Below are 20568 nucleotides of genomic sequence, written 5' to 3' on the forward strand. Positions count from 1 at the left end.
GTGAATCTGCGTCAGCCAGCTCGAGTCAGTCTGCATCAGTAAGCTCGAGTCAATCAGCGTCTGTAAGCTCCAGCGAATCTGCTTCAGTGAGCGCGAGCCAATCCGCTTCAGTGAGCGCAAGTCAGTCTGCCTCAGTAAGTTCGAGTGAGTCTGCATCTGTAAGTTCGAGTCAATCAGCTTCAGCGAGCGCAAGTGAATCAGCATCAGTAAGTGCTAGTCAATCCGCTTCAGTGAGTGCCAGTCAGTCTGCATCTGCAAGCTCCAGCCAATCAGCATCAGTAAGTGCCAGTCAGTCTGCATCTGTAAGTTCGAGCCAATCAGTTTCAGCGAGTGCTAGCCAGTCAGCTTCAGTAAGTTCAAGCGAATCGGCATCAGCGAGCGCTAGCCAATCAGCGTCAGTGAGCGCCAGTCAGTCTGCGTCTGTAAGCTCGAGTCAATCCGCTTCAGTAAGCGCAAGTGAGTCCGCTTCAGCCAGCGCAAGTGAATCAACATCAGTAAGTGCTAGTCAATCCGCTTCAGTGAGTGCCAGTCAGTCTGCATCTGTAAGCTCGAGCCAATCAGCTTCAGCGAGTGCTAGCCAATCAGCGTCAGTGAGCGCCAGTCAGTCTGCGTCTGTAAGCTCGAGTCAGTCCGCATCAGTAAGTTCAAGCCAATCCGCTTCAGTTAGCGCAAGCCAATCCGCATCAGTCAGCTCGAGTCAATCTGCGTCAGCAAGCTCAAGCCAGTCCGCCTCAGTAAGCTCCAGCCAATCTGTATCGGTGAGTGCTAGCCAATCGGCGTCGGTAAGCTCAAGCCAATCAACCTCAGTAAGCGCAAGCGAATCCGCCTCAGTAAGCTCGAGTCAATCAGCTTCGGCAAGCTCAAGTGAGTCAGCATCCGCAAGTTCGAGTCAATCAGCATCATTGAGTGCAAGTGAGTCAGCCTCAGTAAGTTCAAGCGAATCTGCATCGGTAAGCTCGAGTCAATCAGCCTCAGTAAGTGCAAGTGAATCTGCATCAGCGAGCTCAAGTCAGTCTGCCTCAGTGAGTGCTAGCCAATCAGCCTCAGCGAGCGCCAGCCAGTCTGCTTCAGTAAGCTCAAGTGAATCGGCTTCAGTAAGTGCTAATCAGTCTGCATCTGTAAGCGCAAGTGAGTCAGCTTCAGTAAGCTCAAGTCAATCAGCTTCAGCTAGCGCCAGTGAGTCAGCATCTGTAAGCTCAAGCCAATCTGTGTCAGTGAGCGCCAGCGAATCCGCTTCAACAAGTACTTCAACTTCTGCAAGTATGCTAGCGGACGAGTTGGCGTTGGAAAGTGCTTCGATCTCAACAAGTACTTCATTGAGCGAATCTACTTCAACGAGCGCATCACTCTCAGCTAGCGTATTAGCCAGTGAATCGGCTCTAACAAGTGCCTCGATCTCAGTAAGTACATCAGTGAGCGAATCTACTTCAACGAGCGCATCACTCTCAGCTAGCATGTTAGCCAGTGAATCGACTCTAGAAAGTGCTTCGATTTCAGCAAGCATGTCAGCGAGCGAGTCAACGTCGATTAGCGCTAGTCTCTCGACTTCAGATTCTATTAGTAGATCTGCGTCAGCAAGTGCTCTGGCATCTACTTCAACAAGCACTTCTCTCTCAATGGCCAGCATTGCAAGCCAAGGTCAATTCGCTTCAAGCAAGCCGAAACAAGTCTTGCCAAATACAGGAGCGTCGACTTCGATAGCATCTGCTTTATTGGGAGCATTGACAGCTGTGACAGGTATCGGTCTTCTTGCCAAGAAGGATCAGAATGACGATCAAGAAAGTCATTGATAAGATATAAAAATCAATGAATAAATAGTAAAATGGAAAACCTTTGAAAACATGATTTTTCAAAGGTTTTTTCTATATGTGAGAAGGGGAAAATCCTCTTTCGAGTTTGAAATAAACTAGGGGAAAAGGTATAATAGGAAGGTGAGATAATCATCGAAAAAATCAGAACTACAGTAGTAGAAAAGTAGCCAAAAGAATGTGAAAAGAAAAGGGGACGAAATGAAAAAAGAGCTTCAAAAAGCCATTGTACTCGGTGGTGATAATGCATATATGGACAAGATTGAGACAACAATCAAGTCAATCTGTGCCCATAACCGAGCAGTGACTTTTTATGTTTTCAATGATGATTTGCCATCTGAATGGTTTCAGCTCATGGAGAGACGTCTAGAGCCTCTAGCCTCAAAAATCGTCAATGTCAAGATTAGTCATCATGGCTTAAAGGAGTATCATCTTCCCTTGGCTCATCTAAGTTACGCGGCTTACTTTCGTTATTTTATTCCTCAGTATGTCAGCGAAGACCTAGCCTTGTACCTGGATTCGGATATCATCGTTAGATCAAACCTAGATCAACTCTTTTTAGAAGATATGGTGGACTGGCCGGTAGCTGCTGTAGCAGATGCTCTAGTTCCTAGCACTTTTAATTCTGGTGTCTTGCTGATTAATGTGGCCCTCTGGCGTCAAGAAAAGGTGACGGAGCACTTGTTGAGCTTGACAGACCAACTGCATGACCAAGTTTTTGGTGATCAGGGCGTGTTAAATCACCTTTTTGAAGGTCGTTGGAAATCGCTGCCAGCTACCTATAATTTTATGGTTGGTATGGATACAGTGGCTCGAAATTACCAGATGGATTCTTGGTATAGGGACTCTCTTGCTACTGAGAAGACAGCCAAGATTATCCATTATACAGGGGACAAGCCTTGGTACCAAATCAACCTCAATCGTTTTAGGGAGGACTGGTGGTTTTACTACGGACTAGAGTGGCCTGATATCGTCATGAAAAAATGTGATTTCCATAAAGGATTGGCATCTTTAGTTCAAACTCCCCAGTATGCGACCGCTATTTTTACCAATACATGTCACATAGAGAGAATCGAACACCTGATCCAAGAATTGCCCGATGTAGAGTTCTCTATCCTAGCTCATACCAATTTTGCGCCGGAAATCATGAACTTGCAATCGTATCTGAATGTACGACTCTATCCTTACTTTAATCCCATGAATGTCAAAAAGGTCTTGGAAAAGATTGACTTTTACTTGGACATCAATCATGAGGATGAAATTGCAAACATTATCCAAGAGGTACAGCAAAGAGAAATCCCTATATTTGCTTTTGAGACCACTAGTCATGACTCGAGTGGTTACAGTCACGTTTACTCACCAGCAGCCGTAGATCAAATGATCGAGTCTATCCGCACGCTTTTGGAATCAAAGAAGCAGTCGTTGTAAACTGAAGGAAACTAAATGAAAAAAACAATTGTTCTCGCAGGAGATTATGCCTATATTCGCCAGATTGAAACAGCGCTCAAGTCTCTCTGCTACCATAATAGCCATGTCAAGGTCTATATCTTTAATCAGGATATTCCTCAGGAGTGGTTCCGCGCTCTCAGACCGATAGTAGAGCAAATGGGCGGTGAATTAGTGGATGTCAAGATGCTTGGCGCCCAGTTTCAGATGAACTGGAGCAACAAACTGCCCCATATCAATCACATGACCTTTGCCCGTTACTTTATCCCTGATTTTGTCGAAGAGGACAAGGTTCTTTACTTGGACAGTGATTTGGTAGTGACAGCTGATTTGATGGCTCTCTTTGAAATGGACTTAGGAGAAAACTACCTGGCTGCCGCGCCATCTTGTTTTGGAGTTGGGGTTGGCTTTAATGCAGGTGTACTCTTGATCAATAACAAAAAATGGCGGGCAGAAGCTGTGAGACAAGAGCTAGTTGAGTTGACGGAGCGGGAACACCAACATGTCAGTGAGGGAGACCAGTCCATCCTCAATATGCTCTTTCATGACAGCTATGCTCCTCTGGATCAGAACTATAATTTCCAGATTGGTTTTGACAGTGGGGCTGCCTCACATGGACATGAATTTATCTTCCAGATTCCCCTAGAGCCTCTGCCAGCCATCTTGCATTTCCTATCCCAAGACAAACCTTGGAACACTCATTCGGTTGGGCGTTTGCGTGAGGTTTGGTGGCACTATCATCTGATGGAGTGGTCTGCCATTACTGAAAAATGGCGTCAGGCTGGAATTGACTATCCAGTCACAGTCTATCAGCCAGTTATGTCTTGTGTTAATTTGACTAACTCCTGGCATCTTGAGAAAATCGACTATCTGGTTCAAGCCTTGCCAGAGTTGCATTTCTACATTGCAGCCTATACGACGATGGCACCGGAACTCATGCTCTTGTCACGTTTTGAAAATGTGACCCTCTATCCCAACACCTTCCCCCTCTTGGTTGAGAAGCTAATCCAGCAGACAGATGTCTATCTTGATATTAACCACGATGACAAGTTGAGTGTTGTTTATGACTATATTTCACGCTTTGAGAAACCAATCTTGACTTTTGACAATACCCAGTCCCAGGAACTAGCTGAAAGTGCCTATGCGGGTATTTTCTCAGCAGAAAGACCAGAAGAAATGGTGGCTGCTCTGAAGGCTTATCTGGACGAGAAAACTCACGAAAACTGAGATAGAGGTTTGAAGATGCTAAGATAAAAAGGCTGGATTGGTCCCGTGTGACAGGACGGAAAGATAAAAAAGAAAAGGAGGAGCTAGTGAAAGAATTTCGTTCATCGATAGCAGTAAAAAAAGGGATGCACACCCTGTTTTTGCTCTTTATTTATGTGCTCGGGAGTCGTCTGGCTCTTCCCTTTGTTGACCTCAATAGCCGGAATTTTCTCGGAGGAGGCGCAGCCTATCTGGACTTTTCAGTAGCCCTGACTGGTGGAAATCTTCGCAGCCTCTCTCTCTTTTCCATCGGGCTTTCACCTTGGATGTCAGCTATGATCTTGTGGCAGATGTTTTCCTTTTCGAAGAAGCTGGGCTTAAACTCGGTTTCTTCAGAAGTCCAAGATAGACGGAAAATGTACTTGACGTTAGGGATTGCCTTGATTCAGGCCTTGGCCTTGACGACAAACCTCCCTGTCCAAGCCCCCTACAATCCCTTCTTGGTCTTTCTCCTCAATACCAGCCTTTTGGTTGCGGGGACCTTCTTCTTAGTTTGGCTGTCAGACATCAATGCGTCTATCGGAGTTGGAGGCCCGATCGTTATTTTATTGGCCAGTATGGTGATATCACTCCCACAAGATATCATCCAATCGGTTCAAGTGTACAAGGTATCCCCTTGGTTGCTTTTCCTGTTGGTAGTGCTTGGTGTCCTCTTTACCTATCTAGTCGTTCTCTTTTACCGAGCGCGATACCGCATCCCTATCAATAAAATCGGGCTCCATTCTCGCTTTAAACGCTATTCCTATCTGGAAATCATGCTCAATCCTGCTGGTGGCATGCCTTATATGTATGTGATGAGTCTCATGGGCTTGCCTTCTTATCTCTTGCTCTTGCTTCAACATCTGGATAAGGGTAATCCTCTCTACCCTGCCATACTGGAGCAGTATGCGATGGGGAAACCCTTGTGGATATACGCTTATATCCTTATCCTCTTTGTCTTTAGCATTGCCTTTGCCTTTGTCAATGTGAGTGGTCAACAGATCGCAGATCGGATGAAACAATCAGGAGATTACATCTACGGAGTCTATCCCGGTGAGGATACCAGTCGCTTTATCAACCGTTTGGTTCTCCGCTTTGCTCTGATAGGTGCAGTCTTTAACGTTACCTTGGCTGGACTTCCAATCTTGTTTGTCTTGAAGGATGAGAGTCTGTTAAAAGTCAGCATGATTCCTGGACTCTTTTTAATTTTGAGTGGCATGCTCTTTACGATTCACGACGAACTGCAGGCGCTCAGATTAAATGAAAGGTATCGGCCACTATTCTAGGAGGTTTTGATGTATTACTTTATCCCGGCTTGGTATGGCAAGGAGCGTCCCTGGCATGCTGATTTGACACCTTGGTATTTTTCTCATTTTAAGCTAGAATTTGATGACACCTTTAATCAGATTCGCTTGATGCAATGCCAAGGGATTCCTGCACAGGTCCTCCTTTTGTCCTATCAGCCTCATCTTCGCTATTTTCTCCATCGCCAAGGTATTTTAGAAGCACAGGTTTATTCCTTATTTGATGAATTACAGGATTTTCACGAGATTCGATCGCAGGTCTTGCAGGTCAGAGATATTGAGTGGGAAGAGGAGTGCGAGTTTGTTTACAGTCCCTTTACCATTTTAGTTTTGAGAAATGGAAAGCCCTATGCCCAGGTGGAGCATGGGATTGAAGGTTTTATCAGTACGATTCAGTATTTCAAGGAAGATGGGCTCTTGTCTGCCAACTACCTGATGGATGATAGGGGGCTGGTCTCCAGTGTCATTTACTACCAAGATGGTCAGGCTATCTACCAAGACTACCTCAATCCCAAGGGACTGTGGCAGTTTAGAGAGTACTTGCAAGATGGGGGCCGTATCGAGGTCAATCCTATCTTTGCTTTTCGCTTCCAAAAAGAGGCTTACCGAGATATGGGCGAATTGATTGCTGAGTTTTTTGAGAAGAAAATAGCTCACCTTCCCGAGGAAGAAGCGACCTATTTTCTGCCTGCGTGTGACCAGCACAATGCTTTTCTTTTAGATCGATTACCTCGCCAAAGCACCAAGGTTCTCAGCCTTTTTATCGGACGAAATCCCCAAGAGCAACTACCTCAGTTGGCTGATTTGTTGCCGAAGGTGGACCTTGTTCTGGTTGACAGGGAGGACACCCTGCGTTTGGCTCAATCCGACTTTCCAGAACAAGCAGAGAAGTTCCATCATTTATCGCCTTTTGATACTCGATTGGAACTGGGAAAGAGCCAGACTCGAAAAGAGTCGCTCCTCTACTACCAACTTGACTTTGAGCAGGGGATAGACGACCAAGGTCTCTATCAGGTCTTGCATTTCCTTTCTGAAAATAAGGATACAGAGCTGGTCTTTGGGGCCTTTGCTGCTAGTCAAGAAGAAATGAAGCAGCTGGAAACACGAGTTGCAGAGATGATTGCCGACCAGTTTCAAAGTCAGGAGCTAGAGAAGGAAGTTGATTACCAAGGAGCTGAAAATCCGCTTGAGGACAATCGTCACCAGGCCATGCGCTATTCATTTGTCAATATGAAGGATGAGTCAGAACTGATCAAGCAGTTGGAATTTGTTCGTCTGATTGTCGATTTGAACAGACAACCTCTCCTCTATACCCAGATAGCGGGTATTAGTGCCGGCATTCCTCAAATTAATAGGGTCAAAACAGAGTATGTCAGCCATAAGAAGAATGGTTATCTGTTGGAAAATATTGCGGCCTTTGCGCAAGCTGCCCATTACTATCTCGACAGCCTGCAAGTATGGAATGACTCCCTGATTCATTCGATTGAAAAGATAAAGGAACACACTGGGGAGCAATTCCTGATCAAGCTAGAAAAGTGGTTGGAGGAGGTGACTCATGGAAAAGAAGTATAAGATCTTGCAAATCGGTCCAGAGGATTGGCGAGATACACTTGCCCTACCAGCCCAACTAGACTGGTATCATGTCTCTCCCGATACACCGTCTGCCATCCAGAAAATTATGGATGAGAATGACCTAGAGCATTTTCATGCTGTCATTCTTGCGGATGGAGCTTATCTAGGAGATTTACTGCCTTTTACAGATAACTTGGAACCCTATACAGTTTTCTATCCAGAACCGTTTGTAAGTCAGGATAAAAACATTCAGAAGCTCATAAAACAGCACTGCATGCAGGCGATGGATCTAACAGACCTACAGGGCTTTGTTCGGGACCTTTCCACCTCCCTCTTTGAAGGTGGTTATGGAGACAAGCTGAGTCCAGCTACGATACGGATTCACCCGAGTTTTCAAGGCTCTGTCTCCTATCAAGGATTTGAGCATCTGGAATTAGAAGGTGATTTTGGGAAAACCTATACCCAGCTAGCCTCTTGGGCCTATAATCAGACCGTCCAAGCCCATTCGCCAATCGAACTCTGGCTCGAATATGAAAAGAGTGGACCAGTGGACTTGCGCCTGCGTTTGCGAAAGATCCCAGCAGGCTCTATCTCAGAGATTAGTCAGGATATTCTCCTTGAGGAAGCAGACTTTGCCTCAGCAATTATTGTGGAGCAAGACTATGACGCTTATCTGAGCATTTCTCTTGAAGCGCGTGGCCGGGGAAAGGTCAACATCGGCAATCTCCACCAACGCTGGAGCCGGAAACAGTTTGGAAAGTTTGTTCTCGGAGGTAATATCCTGCATGACAAAAAACGTGAGGAAATCAACTATTTCTTTCACCCGGGGGATTTCAAGCCTCCTCTAGCAGTCTATTTCTCAGGTTACCGTCCGGCGGAAGGTTTTGAGGGTTACTGGATGATGAAGAATCTCAGATGCCCCTTTCTCCTCTTTTCGGACCCTCGATTAGAAGGAGGAGCCTTTTACCTAGGAACTGAGGAATTAGAAGATAAAATTCAAGCAACCATCCAACACTATCTAGACTATCTAGGCTTGGATAGAAGTGACTTGCTCCTATCTGGCCTGTCAATGGGAACCTTCCCTGCCCTCTACTATGGATCCCACTTTGAACCCAAGGGGATTGTAGTCGGAAAACCCTTGACCAATCTAGGAACCATCGCACAGCGGGGCCGACTAGAGGCGCCAGGAGTCTTTCCAACTAGCTTTGATGTCTTGCACCTTCAGACAGGAGGAGTGAGCCAGAAAGACATGAAGGACTTGGATCAACGTTTTTGGACCCGATTTAAACAAGCTGATTTTTCCCAGACGATCTTTGGTCTTTCTTACATGAAGGACGAGGATATGGATAGTGGTGCCTATGACCAGCTAGTGGAGACCCTCTGCCAGACAGGCGCTAAGATTTTGTCCAAAGGGACAGCAGGTCGACACAACGATGACACAGGAACAAACGTTGCCTGGTTTATTCATTTTTACAAGATGATACTAGAAGAATACGGAAGAGGTGAGACATGATTATCATCAAGAGAGAGGATATTAGGTGGGGCGAGATGGGAGCTACTTATCTTTATGGGAGCCAGATCACCTATCATGCAGATGGTCACGTTACCCTGAAAAATCCTTTGTTGGCTTCAGGAGAAACCCTTAAAACATGGTTTTCTAGTGTCAACTATCAGGCTACTAGAAGCCAGCCCAGCCTCCCTCTTCTTAAGAAAAATCATACCTACCGCTTATCCATGAAGATGCGGGTTCAACCGGTCAATGGACTTTATCTCAAACTGACCTTTTTAAATCGTTATGAGGAAATCATAGAGGAGAAGATTGAAAGGCAATTTTCCTTTAGCTTCACCTATCCTGAAGCGGCCTACACCTATCGCCTTTCCTTAATTAGTGCAGGTTTTGAGGCTCTTGACTTTGTTTCGTTTTCTATTGAGGAGGATGCTGGTGTTTAATCGTTTGTATCAGGAAAGACAACTGAGAAAGGTCAAGAAACTTTTAAGCCAAATCAATGCCCTCAAAGAAGAGATGGCAGCCCTCAGTGATGAGGAAATGGCTGCAAAGACAGAGGAGTTTCGCCAGCGTCTTGCCCAGGGAGAAACCTTGGAGGAGCTATTGGTAGAAGCTTATGCCCTTGTTCGTGAAGCGGATAAACGTATCTTGGGTCTCTTTCCCTATGATGTGCAAGTCATGGGAGCCATCGTGATCCACCAAGGAAATGTGGCTGAGATGAATACAGGTGAAGGCAAGACCTTGACTGCCACCATGCCCCTCTACCTCAATGCCTTAACGGGTAAAGGCAGCATGCTAGTCACAACCAATGACTATCTGGCTAGACGGGACGCAAGTGAAATGGGTCCAGTCTACCAATTTTTAGGTCTAACTGTCGGTCTGCCCTTTTCAGAGGATCCAAAAGAGGACTTGACTGCCGAAGAGAAAAGAAAGATCTACACCTCGGACATTGTCTACACGACCAATAGTGTACTAGGATTTGACTATCTCAATGACAATCTTGCCTCCACTAGTGAAGGAAAGTTCCTGCCTCCCTTTAACTATGTCATCATTGATGAAATCGATGACATTCTACTCGATAGTGCCCAAACTCCCTTGATTATCGCAGGCTCTCCCCGTGTCCAGTCTAACTATTATGGGATGATTGATACCCTAGTGACGACCTTGGTTGAAGGAGAAGACTACATCTACAAGGAAGAAAAAGAGCAGGTTTGGTTGACCCGAAAGGGGGCCCATACGGTTGAAGCTTTCTTAGGAATTGATCATCTCTACAAGGAAGAGTACGCCAGTTATGTTCGACATCTGGTCTATGCTCTCAGGGCCCATACGCTCTTTACCAAGGACAAGGACTATCTGGTTCGAGGTCAAGAAATGGTCTTGTTAGACAAGGGAACAGGGCGTTTGATGGAAATGACCAAGCTTCAAGGCGGTCTCCATCAAGCCATCGAAGCCAAGGAACATGTGAAGCTTTCTCCTGAAACCAGAGCCATGGCTTCAATCACCTACCAGAGTCTCTTTAAGATGTTTCGAAAAATCTCAGGTATGACAGGAACGGGAAAGGTGGCAGAAAAAGAATTTTTCGAAACCTACAATATGGCCGTCATTCGTATCCCGACCAATCGCCCACTTAGGCGAATGGACCATCCGGACAATCTCTATGTGACCCTCCCTGAGAAAGTCTATGCCTCTCTCGAAGCTATCAAGACTTACCACGCCAAAGGCAATCCACTCCTGATTTTTGTCGGATCTGTAGAAATGTCCCAGCTTTATTCGTCCTTGCTCTTGCGAGAGGGGATTTCTCACAATGTCCTTAATGCCAATCATGCGGCGCGTGAAGCCCAGATTATCGCAGAGTCTGGACAGATGGGGGCAGTGACCGTTGCGACTTCTATGGCAGGTCGAGGGACAGATATCAAACTCGGTCCAGGAGTCGCAGAATTGGGCGGTTTGATTGTGATTGGTACCGAGCGGATGGAGAGCCGACGAATTGACCTGCAAATCAGAGGTCGTTCCGGCCGGCAGGGCGATCCAGGCATGTCTCAATTTTTCGTATCGCTTGAAGATGATGTGATCAAAAAGTTTGGACCGTCTTGGGTTCACGACCTGTATCAAGACTACCAAGTGGAAGATATCAGCAAACCTATCCTACTCAAGGCTCGCAAGTACCGCAATCTCGTCAGAAAAGCCCAAGAGGCTAGTGATAGTGCCAGTCGCTCAGTACGCAGACAAACCTTAGAGTATGCAGAAAGCGTCAATATCCAGCGTCAGATGGTCTACAAAGAAAGAGATCGTTTGCTGGATGGGAGCCGTGATTTAGAGCATATCCTTGAGGATATACTGGCAGACTATACCAAACAAATCTCAGAAAAAGCCTATAGCAGCCCCCAAGAACTCTTTCACTTCATCGTGACCAATATTAGCTTTGGGATGAGAAAATTACCAGCTGATTTGGATTTAGCTGATGCAGATCAGATTCGGGAGTTACTAGAGGAAATAATAGCCAAGGAAATCGCAGCTAAAAAGGAAGTCCTCCAACCTCACCAGCTCTATGACTCTTTTCTGAGAATATCCATGCTCAAGGCTATTGATGACAACTGGGTTGAGCAAGTCGACTACCTCCAACAGCTCAGTCTAGCAATCGGGAGCCAGTCTGCTTCTCAAAAGAATCCTATCGTGGAGTACTATCAGGAGGCCTATGCAGGCTTTGAAACCATGAAGCAACAAATCCGTACAGATATGGTACGCAATCTTCTCATGGGGATTGTGGAAGTAACGCCCAAAGGTGAGATTCTCACCCATTTTCCATAAAAAGAGGATCATATGACAATTTACAATATAAATCTAGGGATCGGTTGGGCGAGCAGTGGTGTCGAGTATGCCCAGGCCTACCGAGCAGGGATTTTTAGAAGTTTAGACCTAGCATCTAAGTTTATCTTTACCGACTTGATTTTAGCAGACAATATCCAGCACTTAACGGCCAATATCGGCTTTGCGGATGATCAGGTAATCTGGCTTTACAATCATTTTACAGATATCAAGCTAGCACCGACCAGTGTTACAGTTGATGAGGTCTTAGCCTCTTTCGGTGGCCTTGAGAGTCATAGGGAGCAGGATGGCAAGATTTTGCGTGTCTACTTTTCTGACGAGGACAAGTTTGTGACCTGCTACTTGGTAGACTCGGCTAAGAATCTAGTACAACATGCAGAGTATGTATTTGGGGGGAACTTGATTCGCAAGGATTATTTCTCCTACACACGCTACTGTACAGAATATTTCGCGCCCAAAGACCAAGTGGCTAGACTCTATCAACGAAGCTTTTTCAATGAAGATGGCAGCACCGCTTACGATATCTTGCTGACTGAAGGCCAGGAAGAGGTCTATCGATTTAAGGACCGGATTCTGTACGGAAAGCCAGCCCTTATGCGCTATTTTATGCAAAGTTTGAACTTGAGCAAGTCTGATCTGGTCATCTTGGACAGGGAAACAGGGATTGGTCAGGCTGTTTTTGAAGAAGCACAGAAGGCCCATCTAGCAGTTGTCGTCCACGCAGAGCACTATAGTGAAAATGCTAGTAACGAAGACTATCTCCTTTGGAACAACTACTATGAGTATCAGTTTACAAATGCGGACAAGGTCGATTGTTTTATCGTGTCTACGGATCGGCAGAAGGAAGTTCTCGAAGGTCAATTTGCCCAGTACAGTCAGCATCGTCCACGAATCGTCACGATTCCAGTTGGGAGCATTGATCAGTTGACGGAGCCTGCTAGGGAACGAAAGCCCTTTTCTCTCATTACCGCTTCGCGTTTGGCCAAGGAAAAACACATCGACTGGCTCGTCAAGGCGGTTATCCAGGCGCATCAAGTCCTTCCAGAGCTCACCTTTGACATTTATGGCAGTGGGGGTGAGGAATCCCTTTTAAGGGAAATCATCACGGCTCACCAAGCGGAGAACTATATCCAGCTCAAGGGGCATGCAGACCTGGCTCAGATTTATCCCCAGTACGAAGTCTATCTGACAGCCTCAACCAGTGAAGGCTTTGGTCTGACCTTGATGGAGGCAGTTAGTTCAGGCTTGCCCCTGATTGGTTTTGATGTGCCTTATGGCAACCAAACCTTTATCCAGGACGGTCAAAATGGCTACTTGATTCCAAGTTCAGACGACCATGTTGAAATGGAAATTAAAAGGGCCTTCGCGGAAAAGATCTGCCAGCTCTATCAGGAAAATCATTTGCCAGCTATGCGAACAGCATCTTATGACCTAGCGAGAGAATTTTTAACAGACAAAGTAAGGGACAAGTGGAAGAAAACGATAGAGGAGGTCCTGCATGATTCAACTATTTGATCGATATGGCCAGGAAAGTCGAGATTTACATGAAAGTCTAGAAGCTGCTGGCCTGTCCCATGTCACGGTTGTGATCGAGCCAGATGGCTTTCTCCCAGATGGGATTCTTTCTCCCTTTACCTACTATCTAGGTTACGAGTCGGGAAAAGCTCTTTATTTCAACCAAGTAGCTGTACCTGAATTTTGGGAGATTGCGGGTAATAACCAGTTTGCGCATATCCTAGAGGATTCTCGGGAGAGGGGCGTGATTCACTATGTGGAGGCTCCTCAGGCCCGTCTGGTCAAGCAAGTCGACTGGAAGGACCTATCTGGTCGCATCTACCAAGCAGACCACTATAACCGATACGGAGCCTGCTTTGCCAAGACCACCTATAGTGCAGATGGACAGGCTATCCTGACCAAGTACCAGGATGCAAAGGGACAGGAAATTGTACTAGAAAACCATGTGACAGGCGATATCCTCCTAACCTTGCCCGGACAAGCCCTGCGCCATTTTAAAAATCGAGTAGAATTCACGATTTTCTTTTTGCAAGACTTAGGAATCGACACTCGCCACCTTCTCTTTAACACTCTCGCAACCTCTTTCTTGGTCTCATACCATTATCCAGACAAGAGTGGACGGGACACTTTAGTCTGGCAAGAACCGCTAGATGATTGTCTTCCTGGGAATATGCAGCTGCTCTTGGAGCAAGAGGAGCTGAGAGCCAAGCAGATCCTCATACCAGATAAGGCTACCTATGAAAAGGCCTTGGCCTTGACCAACCCAGCCTATCATGACAAGTTTTTCCATCTAGGTTATCATTATCAATTTAAGAGAGAAAATTTCGTTCGACCAGATGCCTTGATCGTTACCAACTCAGATCAGATCCAGCATATCGAAACTCTGATTGAGTCCTTGCCAATGGTGACCTTCCGAATCGCGGCAGTGACTGAAATGTCGTCCAAGTTGCTGACCTTGCTTTCCTATCCCAATGTCGTTCTCTATCAAAACGCCAGTCCGCAAAAGATTCGAGAACTCTACCAGCTGTCGGATCTCTATCTAGATATCAATTACGGAAACGAGCTTTTGGATGCTGTCCGTCAAGCCTTCGAGCACAATATGCTTATCCTAGCCTTTGATCAGACAGCTCATAACAGACCTTACACAGCTCCAGAACACCTCTTTGATGTGCAGGCTGTTGGAGACATGATTGCGAAGATTCAAGAAGCTCTCAGCAGTCTTGACAAGATGGGGCAAGCCCTTGGGCATCAAGGTCGTCATGCTAACTATGTGGACTTGGCTACTTACCGAGAGAGGATGGAAAGGATAATAGGGGAAGGCCATGACTAAAAAAGATTTATTTTACAAGGATGTCGAAGGACGCATGGAAGAGTTAAAGCAAGGAGCGCTTAAGAAAGAAAAGCCTACCCGAGGAGAAAAGATCAGTAAAACCTTCTCCATTTTACTCGGCTTGCTTATCCTTCTTACCCTGATCTTTACATTATTAGGAATCTTGAGGTGAAAATGATGGAAGTTTTAATGATTGTAGGGATAGTCCTAGCCGTCGCCTTGATTGTCCTGGTTCTCATCCAACCTCGCCAAAGCCAACTCTTTTCCATGGATGCGACTAGCAATATCGGAAAACCAGGCTACTGGCAGAACAACCGCTTGGTAAAAATGGTGACCCTCTTGATTAGCCTAGCCTTGTTTGTATTGCTCCTCGTTTTTATGTTGGTGACCTATCAGTAAGAAGCGGTACCATTCACAGATAAAGGATACTAGAGACGGGGAAAATACATCTAACCGGAGGATAAAATGGAAAAACAAATGAATGAAAAAATTATCGAAATCGTGCATCAGGCCAACGATATGATTCCAGTTGAGTGGGATGATCTTTATATTAATTTTGAAGTAGATAAGACGCTTAGTGGTGGCGTGATATTTTTCTTTAAATATAAAGGAAAATATCATTATTACATGGATATTCCATCTTTATTTAATATTTCTGAAGACGAATTTGACAATGATTTTATGAAATTGTTTGATCTAGGTGGTGAGATGAAGAAGATTTTCATCGAGCAGGGTCTGGAGGAGTGGTCCGCCTTTACAATCAAAGTGGATGAACAGAATAAAACCTCTTTGGACTTTGACTATGCACCATGGAATGATAGTGAGTTTGGACCAACGGATAGAATAGAATTTTTTGAATACAAGTATCTCGGCAAGCAACCAGCTAATGAAAAAGAATTTGAGTTGTTCAAGGCTATGGAAGATTTCCAGCAGGAACATAATGGCAAGTAGAATGTTTGATAAAAGACCACCATTTAGGTGGTCTTTTATCAAACGCTGGTCCATAAGGTTTATGGTATACTGGGATTGTAGAGCCAGCAAACTTTAAGAGGAGAATCAAATGAAATACGATAAAATGCTGTAGGGGGAGTTCCTCAAGCCTATACATTTAGAAATCACGATAACAAATTAGATTTATTCATTGGAGAGAATCGTCCGGATGATTATTTAACAACTGCAGCAACAATCGGTTTATCAGAATATACCATTTATCGTCGAATAAATGGTAAGCCTTTAAGAGTTGAAATCATTGGAGCAGCTGATGCGGAGCTGGAATATTTTCCAAATATTATAGCAGACTGTGGTTTTAATATTGTGAGGGGAGAGTACAGCATCTCTCCAGGTGCAGTCTATCCAAATATTATTAGAAATTACTATCCCAATGCGAAAGTAAATCATATATTCTTCACTCAGCCTTTCTTGTGGGATTTAGAATCTTTTGATTTTGATGAAGAGTATGTTACGTGGTTACAAGCTATCCCGATTACAGAAGCTGAGCTTCAATTTATAGAAAAGCATGGAGCCGAAGTGGGAGCACAGAAGTTAGAGGAATTGTTTGAAGAACATCAGATAGATGTTTATGATTTTATGAGACCTTCTGTAGTGTAATAAATTTTTTATCTTCGTCTAGGGGGTCGGAGGGGAGTTTTTCCTATTTTTAACCTCATCAATATCAGTTGTGAGTCCAACCTCGCTCCCAGTTGACATGCGACCTTCGTAATTGGAAATAAGGCACGAAATTGGAGAAAAGACCACCTTAATGGTGGTCTTTTCTGGTTTATCAAACGTTGGTCTATAGGTTTTATGGTATACTAGGTTTGTAGAGCCAGCAAACTTTAGTGACAACTTTACAAAAAGTGGTGCCCGTGTCCACAATGCATCTGATGATGTCGCTCGAGGCATGAAAGAAGCGGCAGAACAAGTCGGCAAGAAAGCAAGTAAAGAATTCCGCCAAGAAGCCAGCGAGCAGTTGGCTAAGCATAGTGATGATGTAGCGAGTACTTCTAAAGGAATTTCAAAAGAAGAATATAATTCTCTTCGCAAGAAAACACCAAGTCAAGAGATACGCGATCATGTCAATAATATTGATGGAGAAAAATTTGATCCAATTTATGGTTATCCAGTTGAAACCCTCGAAGCAGACCATATTGTCTCTATGAAAGAAATTACCGAAATGGATGGATTTGCTCCTCTATCTGATGTTGATAAGGTAGAGGTTTTGAATCTTGAGGATAATTTTATGGGATTAGGTAAACCTACCAATAGTTCCAAAGGGTCTAAAACTTGGAGTGATTGGCAGGGGTATTCCAAATTAGGAGATATTCCGGCTGAGATAAGAGAAAAAATGATAGCTTTGGAGCGTGAAGCTAGAACTAAGCTACAAAATGAAATTTTCAGGAGGTTGAAAAATGACGGAAGTGCTTGATACAAAAGTAGAGAAGAATGGTTTGATCTTTTACGGGACATTCTCTGAAGGTCTTTTTGAGGAATGGCTCAAAGTTGTGAATGTACTGCCCTCGAAGGAACGAATACAAGATGGCCTGCTAATACAAATCGGTTTCAGCATATATAAACTTGCTCAATTGAACATGGACCAATTTAGGATAGTGTCAGTCAACTATGAAACAAATCCTTTTAAAGAGTTTACTGATGATTTGACCTTGGCTCTTTGGATTCAGTCTGAACAAAGTACACTAGCTAAAGAGATTAAGATTGAAGTTTCTGAAATCAGATTTGATGAGAAAATAGTGTTGGCTAAAGGTGTCTTTGAGTGTGAACATTACTATTTGCAGAGACAAGATACTGATCGAAAAGGTGATTCGGGATGGTTTGTTGGCTATCAAAATCAAGATACAGATGATTTTGTTGCTATGTATGCTTTTGAAATATTGAAAAAGAATCCAAAACTAATAAAATCTTTGATTCTACCAGAGGACTACCTAGTAGTAGTTAATGGTGGAGATATTCAGACGATTCTGAATGAGCAAGATGAGGAAATTTTTTCCTCTTTGTAAAGCTACCCGACTTATTTGGGAGGGAAAGCAACCTATTTTAGATTTTCTACGAATGAGGGGAATAGCATCTAATATTTTTGTCTATAAACTGAAAAAGGAGGAAAAAATGTTAGAAAACTTTATAAAAGTGGCAGATATGCCCAAAGATGTTATTGAAAAATATAAAAATCAAGTTCCAGCTGAGTTGGTTCAAATTTGGCAGGAGGATGGTCTGGGAACCTTTTTAGATGGTTATTTGAAGGTGATTAATCCAGAGGATTATCTTGAACTTCTCCAAGATAGTTATTTCAGAGGAGATGTCGCTTTTCCTATGTTTGTAACAGCATTTGGAGATATTATTACTTGGGAAAAGAATACCTACGTGGGAATTGTCCAATATAATATTCAAGATTTGGATATTATGATTAAGCGTATGGACCGTTTCATAGAGTATGTTGATGATGAAGATTTCAAAGACGATTATTTCGATATTCCACTCTACAAAAAAGCGGTCGCCAAACATGGTCAATTAGCCTACGATGAGTGTTTCGGTTTTGTTCCTTTGCTGGCCTTGGGAGGCGTAAAAGATGTAGACCACATGGATAAGGTAAAAGTCTTGGAGCACATTTACCTCATGTACCAACTTACAGGCGGAGTAATGGACGACTAGGAGTTGCTATTTCTTTTTTGAGAACAGTGTGAGGGAATAAAATTCCCTTCCAAATGCAAAACAAAAGAACCTCAGAGGACTTCCTCTGAGGTTCTTTGCATTCTAGTTTCCATATTTCTGGTAAAAATCGACCTTGACCTGGATAAAGGTTTCGGCTTCGCGTAGTAGCTGCAGGAGGGTAGCACGGGTTTCAAACTCCTCACGTGTTTTAGGGAGACTCCGATTGCGGAAGACTTGCAGATAGCGTTCGATGTCATCAAGTAGGTCATGAGCAGGATTGGTCTGGCTTAGCTGGGCAGCAATCTTTGAAAAGAGCTGGGCCAAGATCAAACTCTCACTTGCGGCCAGATGACAGGTATTGATCTGCTGGGCCATATTTCGCAGGATGCGACTTTGTCGCTGTCTCATCTCAAAGTAGTGGATGTGGTAGTCCGTCTGGTGAAAGAGATGGTCCGAATGATCCAGATAGACCAGTTTGAGAGCTTCATCGAGGAGCTTGTCTAATTCGTCAACGAGTTGGGCTTGATTGCGTCCGTCTCCTCGTGACAGATAGTATTTAAAGCGAAGCAGGATGTCTTTTAACTTTTCTTCGACCTGAAGGTGATAGCTGTGAATGGCCTTTTCCCGAGAGGGCATGTAAAGGTTGACCAACAGAGCAAAGCTTGTCCCGATGAGAAAGAGGAGCACTTCATTGAGCAAGAGAGCTGGAGAAGTAGACTCCTGTACCAAGAGATGACCGACCAAGACACTGCTAGGTGTGATGCCGATTTCCCAGCCCATTTTATAGGCTAAAGGGACATAGAGAGCCAGATAGAGGCCCAGACTCCAGATGTGAAAGCCCGTCAGCTGAAAGGCTAGAACACCGATAGCGAGCGCTAGGAGCATGGAAAAAAGGCGGTTACGTGCTAATTTCAGCGTGCTTCTGCGTGTGTCGGAGAGGCTTAAGAGAGCGATAATTCCAGCTGAAACTGCTGATGATAAATCTAAAAAATAAGCGAGAAAACAAGCGAGACAGGTCGCTAAGATCAGTTTGGTCGTACGTTGAGTGAGGGACATGAAAATTTCCTAAACTAATAGAATCAAGTGTTTAACGAGGAGTCAGAGACTAGGGGCGAAGTTTTCGGTTTGTAGCATACTCGGCAACCGCTGTAAAGAGGACATCTGTTGAAGAGTTCAGGGCTGTTTCGCAGGAGTCTTGAACGACACCGATCACAAAACCGACTCCGACAACCTGCATAGCCAAGTCGTTGGAAATCCCAAAGAGGCTACAAGCGACAGGAATGAGGAGAAGGGATCCCCCAGCAATCCCGGAAGCACCGCAGGCAGAAATGGCAGCCACTACACTGAGCACAAATGCTGTCCCAAAGTCTACCGAGATTCCGAGTGTATTGACAGCAGCTAGAGTCAGGACATTTATGGTAACAGCAGCGCCAGCCATATTGATAGTCGAACCAAGCGGGATGGAGACAGAGTAGGTATCAGGATTCAGTCCCAAGTCTTGACAGAGTTTCATATTGACAGGGATATTGGCGGCAGAGCTACGAGTGAAAAAGGCTGTAATACCACTGACACGTAGGCATTTCAAAACAAGGGGATAGGGATTTTTCCTCATAAAGAGAAAGGCGATGAGTGGGTTGACGATGAGAGCTACAAAGGCCATGGTAGCAATCAAGAGTCCTAGGAGGACACCGTAGTTGGCCAGACTGGCAATGCCCTTGTCAGAGATGGTCTTAAACACCAAGCCTAAAATCCCAAAGGGAGCTAAGTTGATAATCCATTCGACAATTTTAGAGGTGACATCCGCCATGGTTCTCAGTAATTCTTTGCTGTGTTTACTTGCCTCTCTCATAGCCAAGCCAAAGATGACTGCCCAAGAGAGAATTCCGATATAATTGGCCTCAACAATGGCATTCAAGGGATTGTCCACCAGTTTGAGCAAGAGGTTGCTGAGGACTTGACCGATACCGTCAGGAGCAGCAACTTCTGTATTTGCACTGGTCAGGGTGATTTGCACAGGCAGTAAGAAACTAGCTAGAACGGCCACCAATGCAGCAGCAAAGGTTCCAAGCAAGTATAGGAAAATAACCGTCTTCATATTGGTGTTTTGCCCCTTTTGGTGCTGGGAAAGGGCATTGGCAACAAGAGCAAAAACTAGAATAGGAGCGATAGCTTTCAGTCCGCCTACAAAGAGATCTCCAAGCAGACCAATTCCTGTAAGGTTTGGAAAGAGCATCCCCAATGTCGCTCCAAAAATCATTCCAATAAGGATTCGTTTGATGAGGCTTGCCTTGGTCCAGGCTCTAATGATTCGTTTCATAGCAGTCTCCTTCAAATGTATTGTTTATAATTATA

Annotated in this window: 18 protein-coding genes and 1 pseudogene; 17 read left to right on the plus strand and 2 right to left on the minus strand. The window is 44.6% G+C overall.

The features are described from left to right. From GMD5S_RS10275 to GMD5S_RS0208175, 17 genes and pseudogenes are all read left to right on the plus strand, one after another. Positions 1–1790 (plus strand): LPXTG cell wall anchor domain-containing protein (locus tag GMD5S_RS10275; protein WP_033588568.1); only part of this gene is annotated, 1790 nt, incomplete at its 5' end. Positions 1791–2009: 219 nt separating this feature from the next. Next, a complete protein-coding gene (locus GMD5S_RS0208100; RefSeq protein WP_000711910.1) occupies positions 2010–3236 on the plus strand; it encodes a glycosyltransferase in 1227 nt (408 codons plus the stop codon). Positions 3237–3251: 15 nt separating this feature from the next. Beyond that, entirely contained in the window at positions 3252–4481 is a 1230-nt protein-coding gene (locus GMD5S_RS0208105) for a glycosyltransferase (RefSeq protein WP_000751399.1), read from the plus strand. 86 nt (positions 4482–4567) lie between these two features. Further along, on the plus strand, positions 4568–5785 hold the full coding sequence (gene secY2, locus GMD5S_RS0208110) for an accessory Sec system protein translocase subunit SecY2 (RefSeq protein ID WP_000657779.1): 1218 nt from the start codon (positions 4568–4570) through the stop codon (positions 5783–5785). Between the two features lie 9 nt (positions 5786–5794). Further along, on the plus strand, positions 5795–7375 hold the full coding sequence (gene asp1, locus GMD5S_RS0208115; protein WP_000291139.1) for an accessory Sec system protein Asp1: 1581 nt from the start codon (positions 5795–5797) through the stop codon (positions 7373–7375). After that, a complete protein-coding gene (gene asp2 / locus GMD5S_RS0208120) occupies positions 7359–8888 on the plus strand; it encodes an accessory Sec system protein Asp2 (RefSeq protein ID WP_000412874.1) in 1530 nt (509 codons plus the stop codon). The genes asp1 and asp2 overlap by 17 nt, the downstream gene beginning before the upstream one ends. After that, complete coding sequence (gene asp3 / locus GMD5S_RS0208125) at positions 8885–9325, plus strand: accessory Sec system protein Asp3 (protein ID WP_000583896.1); 441 nt, start codon at positions 8885–8887, stop codon at positions 9323–9325. The genes asp2 and asp3 overlap by 4 nt, the downstream gene beginning before the upstream one ends. Then, complete coding sequence (gene secA2 / locus GMD5S_RS0208130; protein ID WP_044140582.1) at positions 9312–11690, plus strand: accessory Sec system translocase SecA2; 2379 nt, start codon at positions 9312–9314, stop codon at positions 11688–11690. The genes asp3 and secA2 overlap by 14 nt, the downstream gene beginning before the upstream one ends. Positions 11691–11702: 12 nt before the next feature. Continuing rightward, the gene (gtfA, locus tag GMD5S_RS0208135; RefSeq protein ID WP_000158436.1) at positions 11703–13223 is read left to right on the plus strand and encodes an accessory Sec system glycosyltransferase GtfA; all 1521 of its coding nucleotides are present in this window, start codon (positions 11703–11705) and stop codon (positions 13221–13223) included. Beyond that, the gene (gene gtfB / locus GMD5S_RS0208140; RefSeq protein WP_000615318.1) at positions 13207–14553 is read left to right on the plus strand and encodes an accessory Sec system glycosylation chaperone GtfB; all 1347 of its coding nucleotides are present in this window, start codon (positions 13207–13209) and stop codon (positions 14551–14553) included. Before gtfA ends, gtfB begins: the two co-directional genes overlap by 17 nt. Further along, positions 14546–14725 (plus strand): accessory Sec system protein Asp4, encoded by a 180-nt coding sequence (gene asp4, locus GMD5S_RS0208145; RefSeq protein ID WP_000161925.1) that lies wholly within the window; start codon positions 14546–14548, stop codon positions 14723–14725. The genes gtfB and asp4 overlap by 8 nt, the downstream gene beginning before the upstream one ends. 2 nt (positions 14726–14727) lie before the next feature. Beyond that, positions 14728–14952, plus strand: a complete 225-nt coding sequence (asp5, locus tag GMD5S_RS0208150; protein ID WP_000970791.1) for an accessory Sec system protein Asp5 — start codon at positions 14728–14730, stop codon at positions 14950–14952. Positions 14953–15018: 66 nt separating this feature from the next. Then, positions 15019–15504 carry an immunity protein YezG family protein gene (locus tag GMD5S_RS0208155; RefSeq protein WP_000414878.1) on the plus strand — a complete coding sequence of 162 codons (486 nt, stop codon included), beginning with the start codon at positions 15019–15021 and terminating at the stop codon, positions 15502–15504. Positions 15505–15687: 183 nt separating this feature from the next. Continuing rightward, positions 15688–16161: pseudogene (locus GMD5S_RS10595) on the plus strand (suppressor of fused domain protein); the annotation flags it as partial. Positions 16162–16453: 292 nt separating this feature from the next. Then, positions 16454–16978, plus strand: coding sequence for a hypothetical protein (locus tag GMD5S_RS0208165; RefSeq protein ID WP_000656482.1), 525 nt, complete (start codon positions 16454–16456; stop codon positions 16976–16978). Continuing rightward, positions 16962–17567: an immunity protein Imm33 domain-containing protein gene (locus GMD5S_RS0208170; protein ID WP_000141227.1), complete on the plus strand. Its 606-nt coding sequence runs from the start codon at positions 16962–16964 to the stop codon at positions 17565–17567. Before GMD5S_RS0208165 ends, GMD5S_RS0208170 begins: the two co-directional genes overlap by 17 nt. A 106-nt stretch (positions 17568–17673) precedes the next feature. Next, on the plus strand, positions 17674–18216 hold the full coding sequence (locus GMD5S_RS0208175) for a T6SS immunity protein Tdi1 domain-containing protein (protein ID WP_000892204.1): 543 nt from the start codon (positions 17674–17676) through the stop codon (positions 18214–18216). A 102-nt stretch (positions 18217–18318) separates the two neighbouring features. On the opposite strand, the gene GMD5S_RS0208180 is transcribed toward GMD5S_RS0208175, so the two are convergent. Together GMD5S_RS0208180 and sstT are read right to left on the minus strand one after the other, a co-directional pair. Further along, positions 18319–19272 (minus strand): aromatic acid exporter family protein, encoded by a 954-nt coding sequence (locus GMD5S_RS0208180; RefSeq protein WP_000060054.1) that lies wholly within the window; start codon positions 19270–19272, stop codon positions 18319–18321. Between the two features lie 49 nt (positions 19273–19321). Further along, positions 19322–20533 (minus strand): serine/threonine transporter SstT, encoded by a 1212-nt coding sequence (sstT, locus tag GMD5S_RS0208185; protein ID WP_000821319.1) that lies wholly within the window; start codon positions 20531–20533, stop codon positions 19322–19324. Positions 20534–20568 lie beyond the last annotated feature (35 nt).

Source organism: Streptococcus sp. GMD5S (genome assembly GCF_000298715.2).
Classification (GTDB): domain Bacteria; phylum Bacillota; class Bacilli; order Lactobacillales; family Streptococcaceae; genus Streptococcus.

Bases quoted from the DNA above. Each gene is read 5' to 3' on its own strand.
- secA2 (WP_044140582.1), top strand. From the start codon at position 9,312: ATGCTGGTGTTTAATCGTTTGTATCAGGAAAGACAACTGAGAAAGGTC.
- GMD5S_RS0208175 (WP_000892204.1), top strand. From the start codon at position 17,674: ATGTTAGAAAACTTTATAAAAGTGGCAGATATGCCCAAAGATGTTATT.
- asp3 (WP_000583896.1), top strand. From the start codon at position 8,885: ATGATTATCATCAAGAGAGAGGATATTAGGTGGGGCGAGATGGGAGCT.
- gtfB (WP_000615318.1), top strand. From the start codon at position 13,207: ATGATTCAACTATTTGATCGATATGGCCAGGAAAGTCGAGATTTACAT.
- GMD5S_RS0208100 (WP_000711910.1), top strand. From the start codon at position 2,010: ATGAAAAAAGAGCTTCAAAAAGCCATTGTACTCGGTGGTGATAATGCA.
- asp4 (WP_000161925.1), top strand. From the start codon at position 14,546: ATGACTAAAAAAGATTTATTTTACAAGGATGTCGAAGGACGCATGGAA.
- gtfA (WP_000158436.1), top strand. From the start codon at position 11,703: ATGACAATTTACAATATAAATCTAGGGATCGGTTGGGCGAGCAGTGGT.
- sstT (WP_000821319.1), bottom strand. From the start codon at position 20,533: ATGAAACGAATCATTAGAGCCTGGACCAAGGCAAGCCTCATCAAACGA.
- asp5 (WP_000970791.1), top strand. From the start codon at position 14,728: ATGATGGAAGTTTTAATGATTGTAGGGATAGTCCTAGCCGTCGCCTTG.
- asp2 (WP_000412874.1), top strand. From the start codon at position 7,359: ATGGAAAAGAAGTATAAGATCTTGCAAATCGGTCCAGAGGATTGGCGA.
- GMD5S_RS0208105 (WP_000751399.1), top strand. From the start codon at position 3,252: ATGAAAAAAACAATTGTTCTCGCAGGAGATTATGCCTATATTCGCCAG.
- GMD5S_RS0208180 (WP_000060054.1), bottom strand. From the start codon at position 19,272: ATGTCCCTCACTCAACGTACGACCAAACTGATCTTAGCGACCTGTCTC.
- asp1 (WP_000291139.1), top strand. From the start codon at position 5,795: ATGTATTACTTTATCCCGGCTTGGTATGGCAAGGAGCGTCCCTGGCAT.
- GMD5S_RS0208170 (WP_000141227.1), top strand. From the start codon at position 16,962: ATGACGGAAGTGCTTGATACAAAAGTAGAGAAGAATGGTTTGATCTTT.
- GMD5S_RS0208165 (WP_000656482.1), top strand. From the start codon at position 16,454: ATGAAAGAAGCGGCAGAACAAGTCGGCAAGAAAGCAAGTAAAGAATTC.
- GMD5S_RS0208155 (WP_000414878.1), top strand. From the start codon at position 15,019: ATGGAAAAACAAATGAATGAAAAAATTATCGAAATCGTGCATCAGGCC.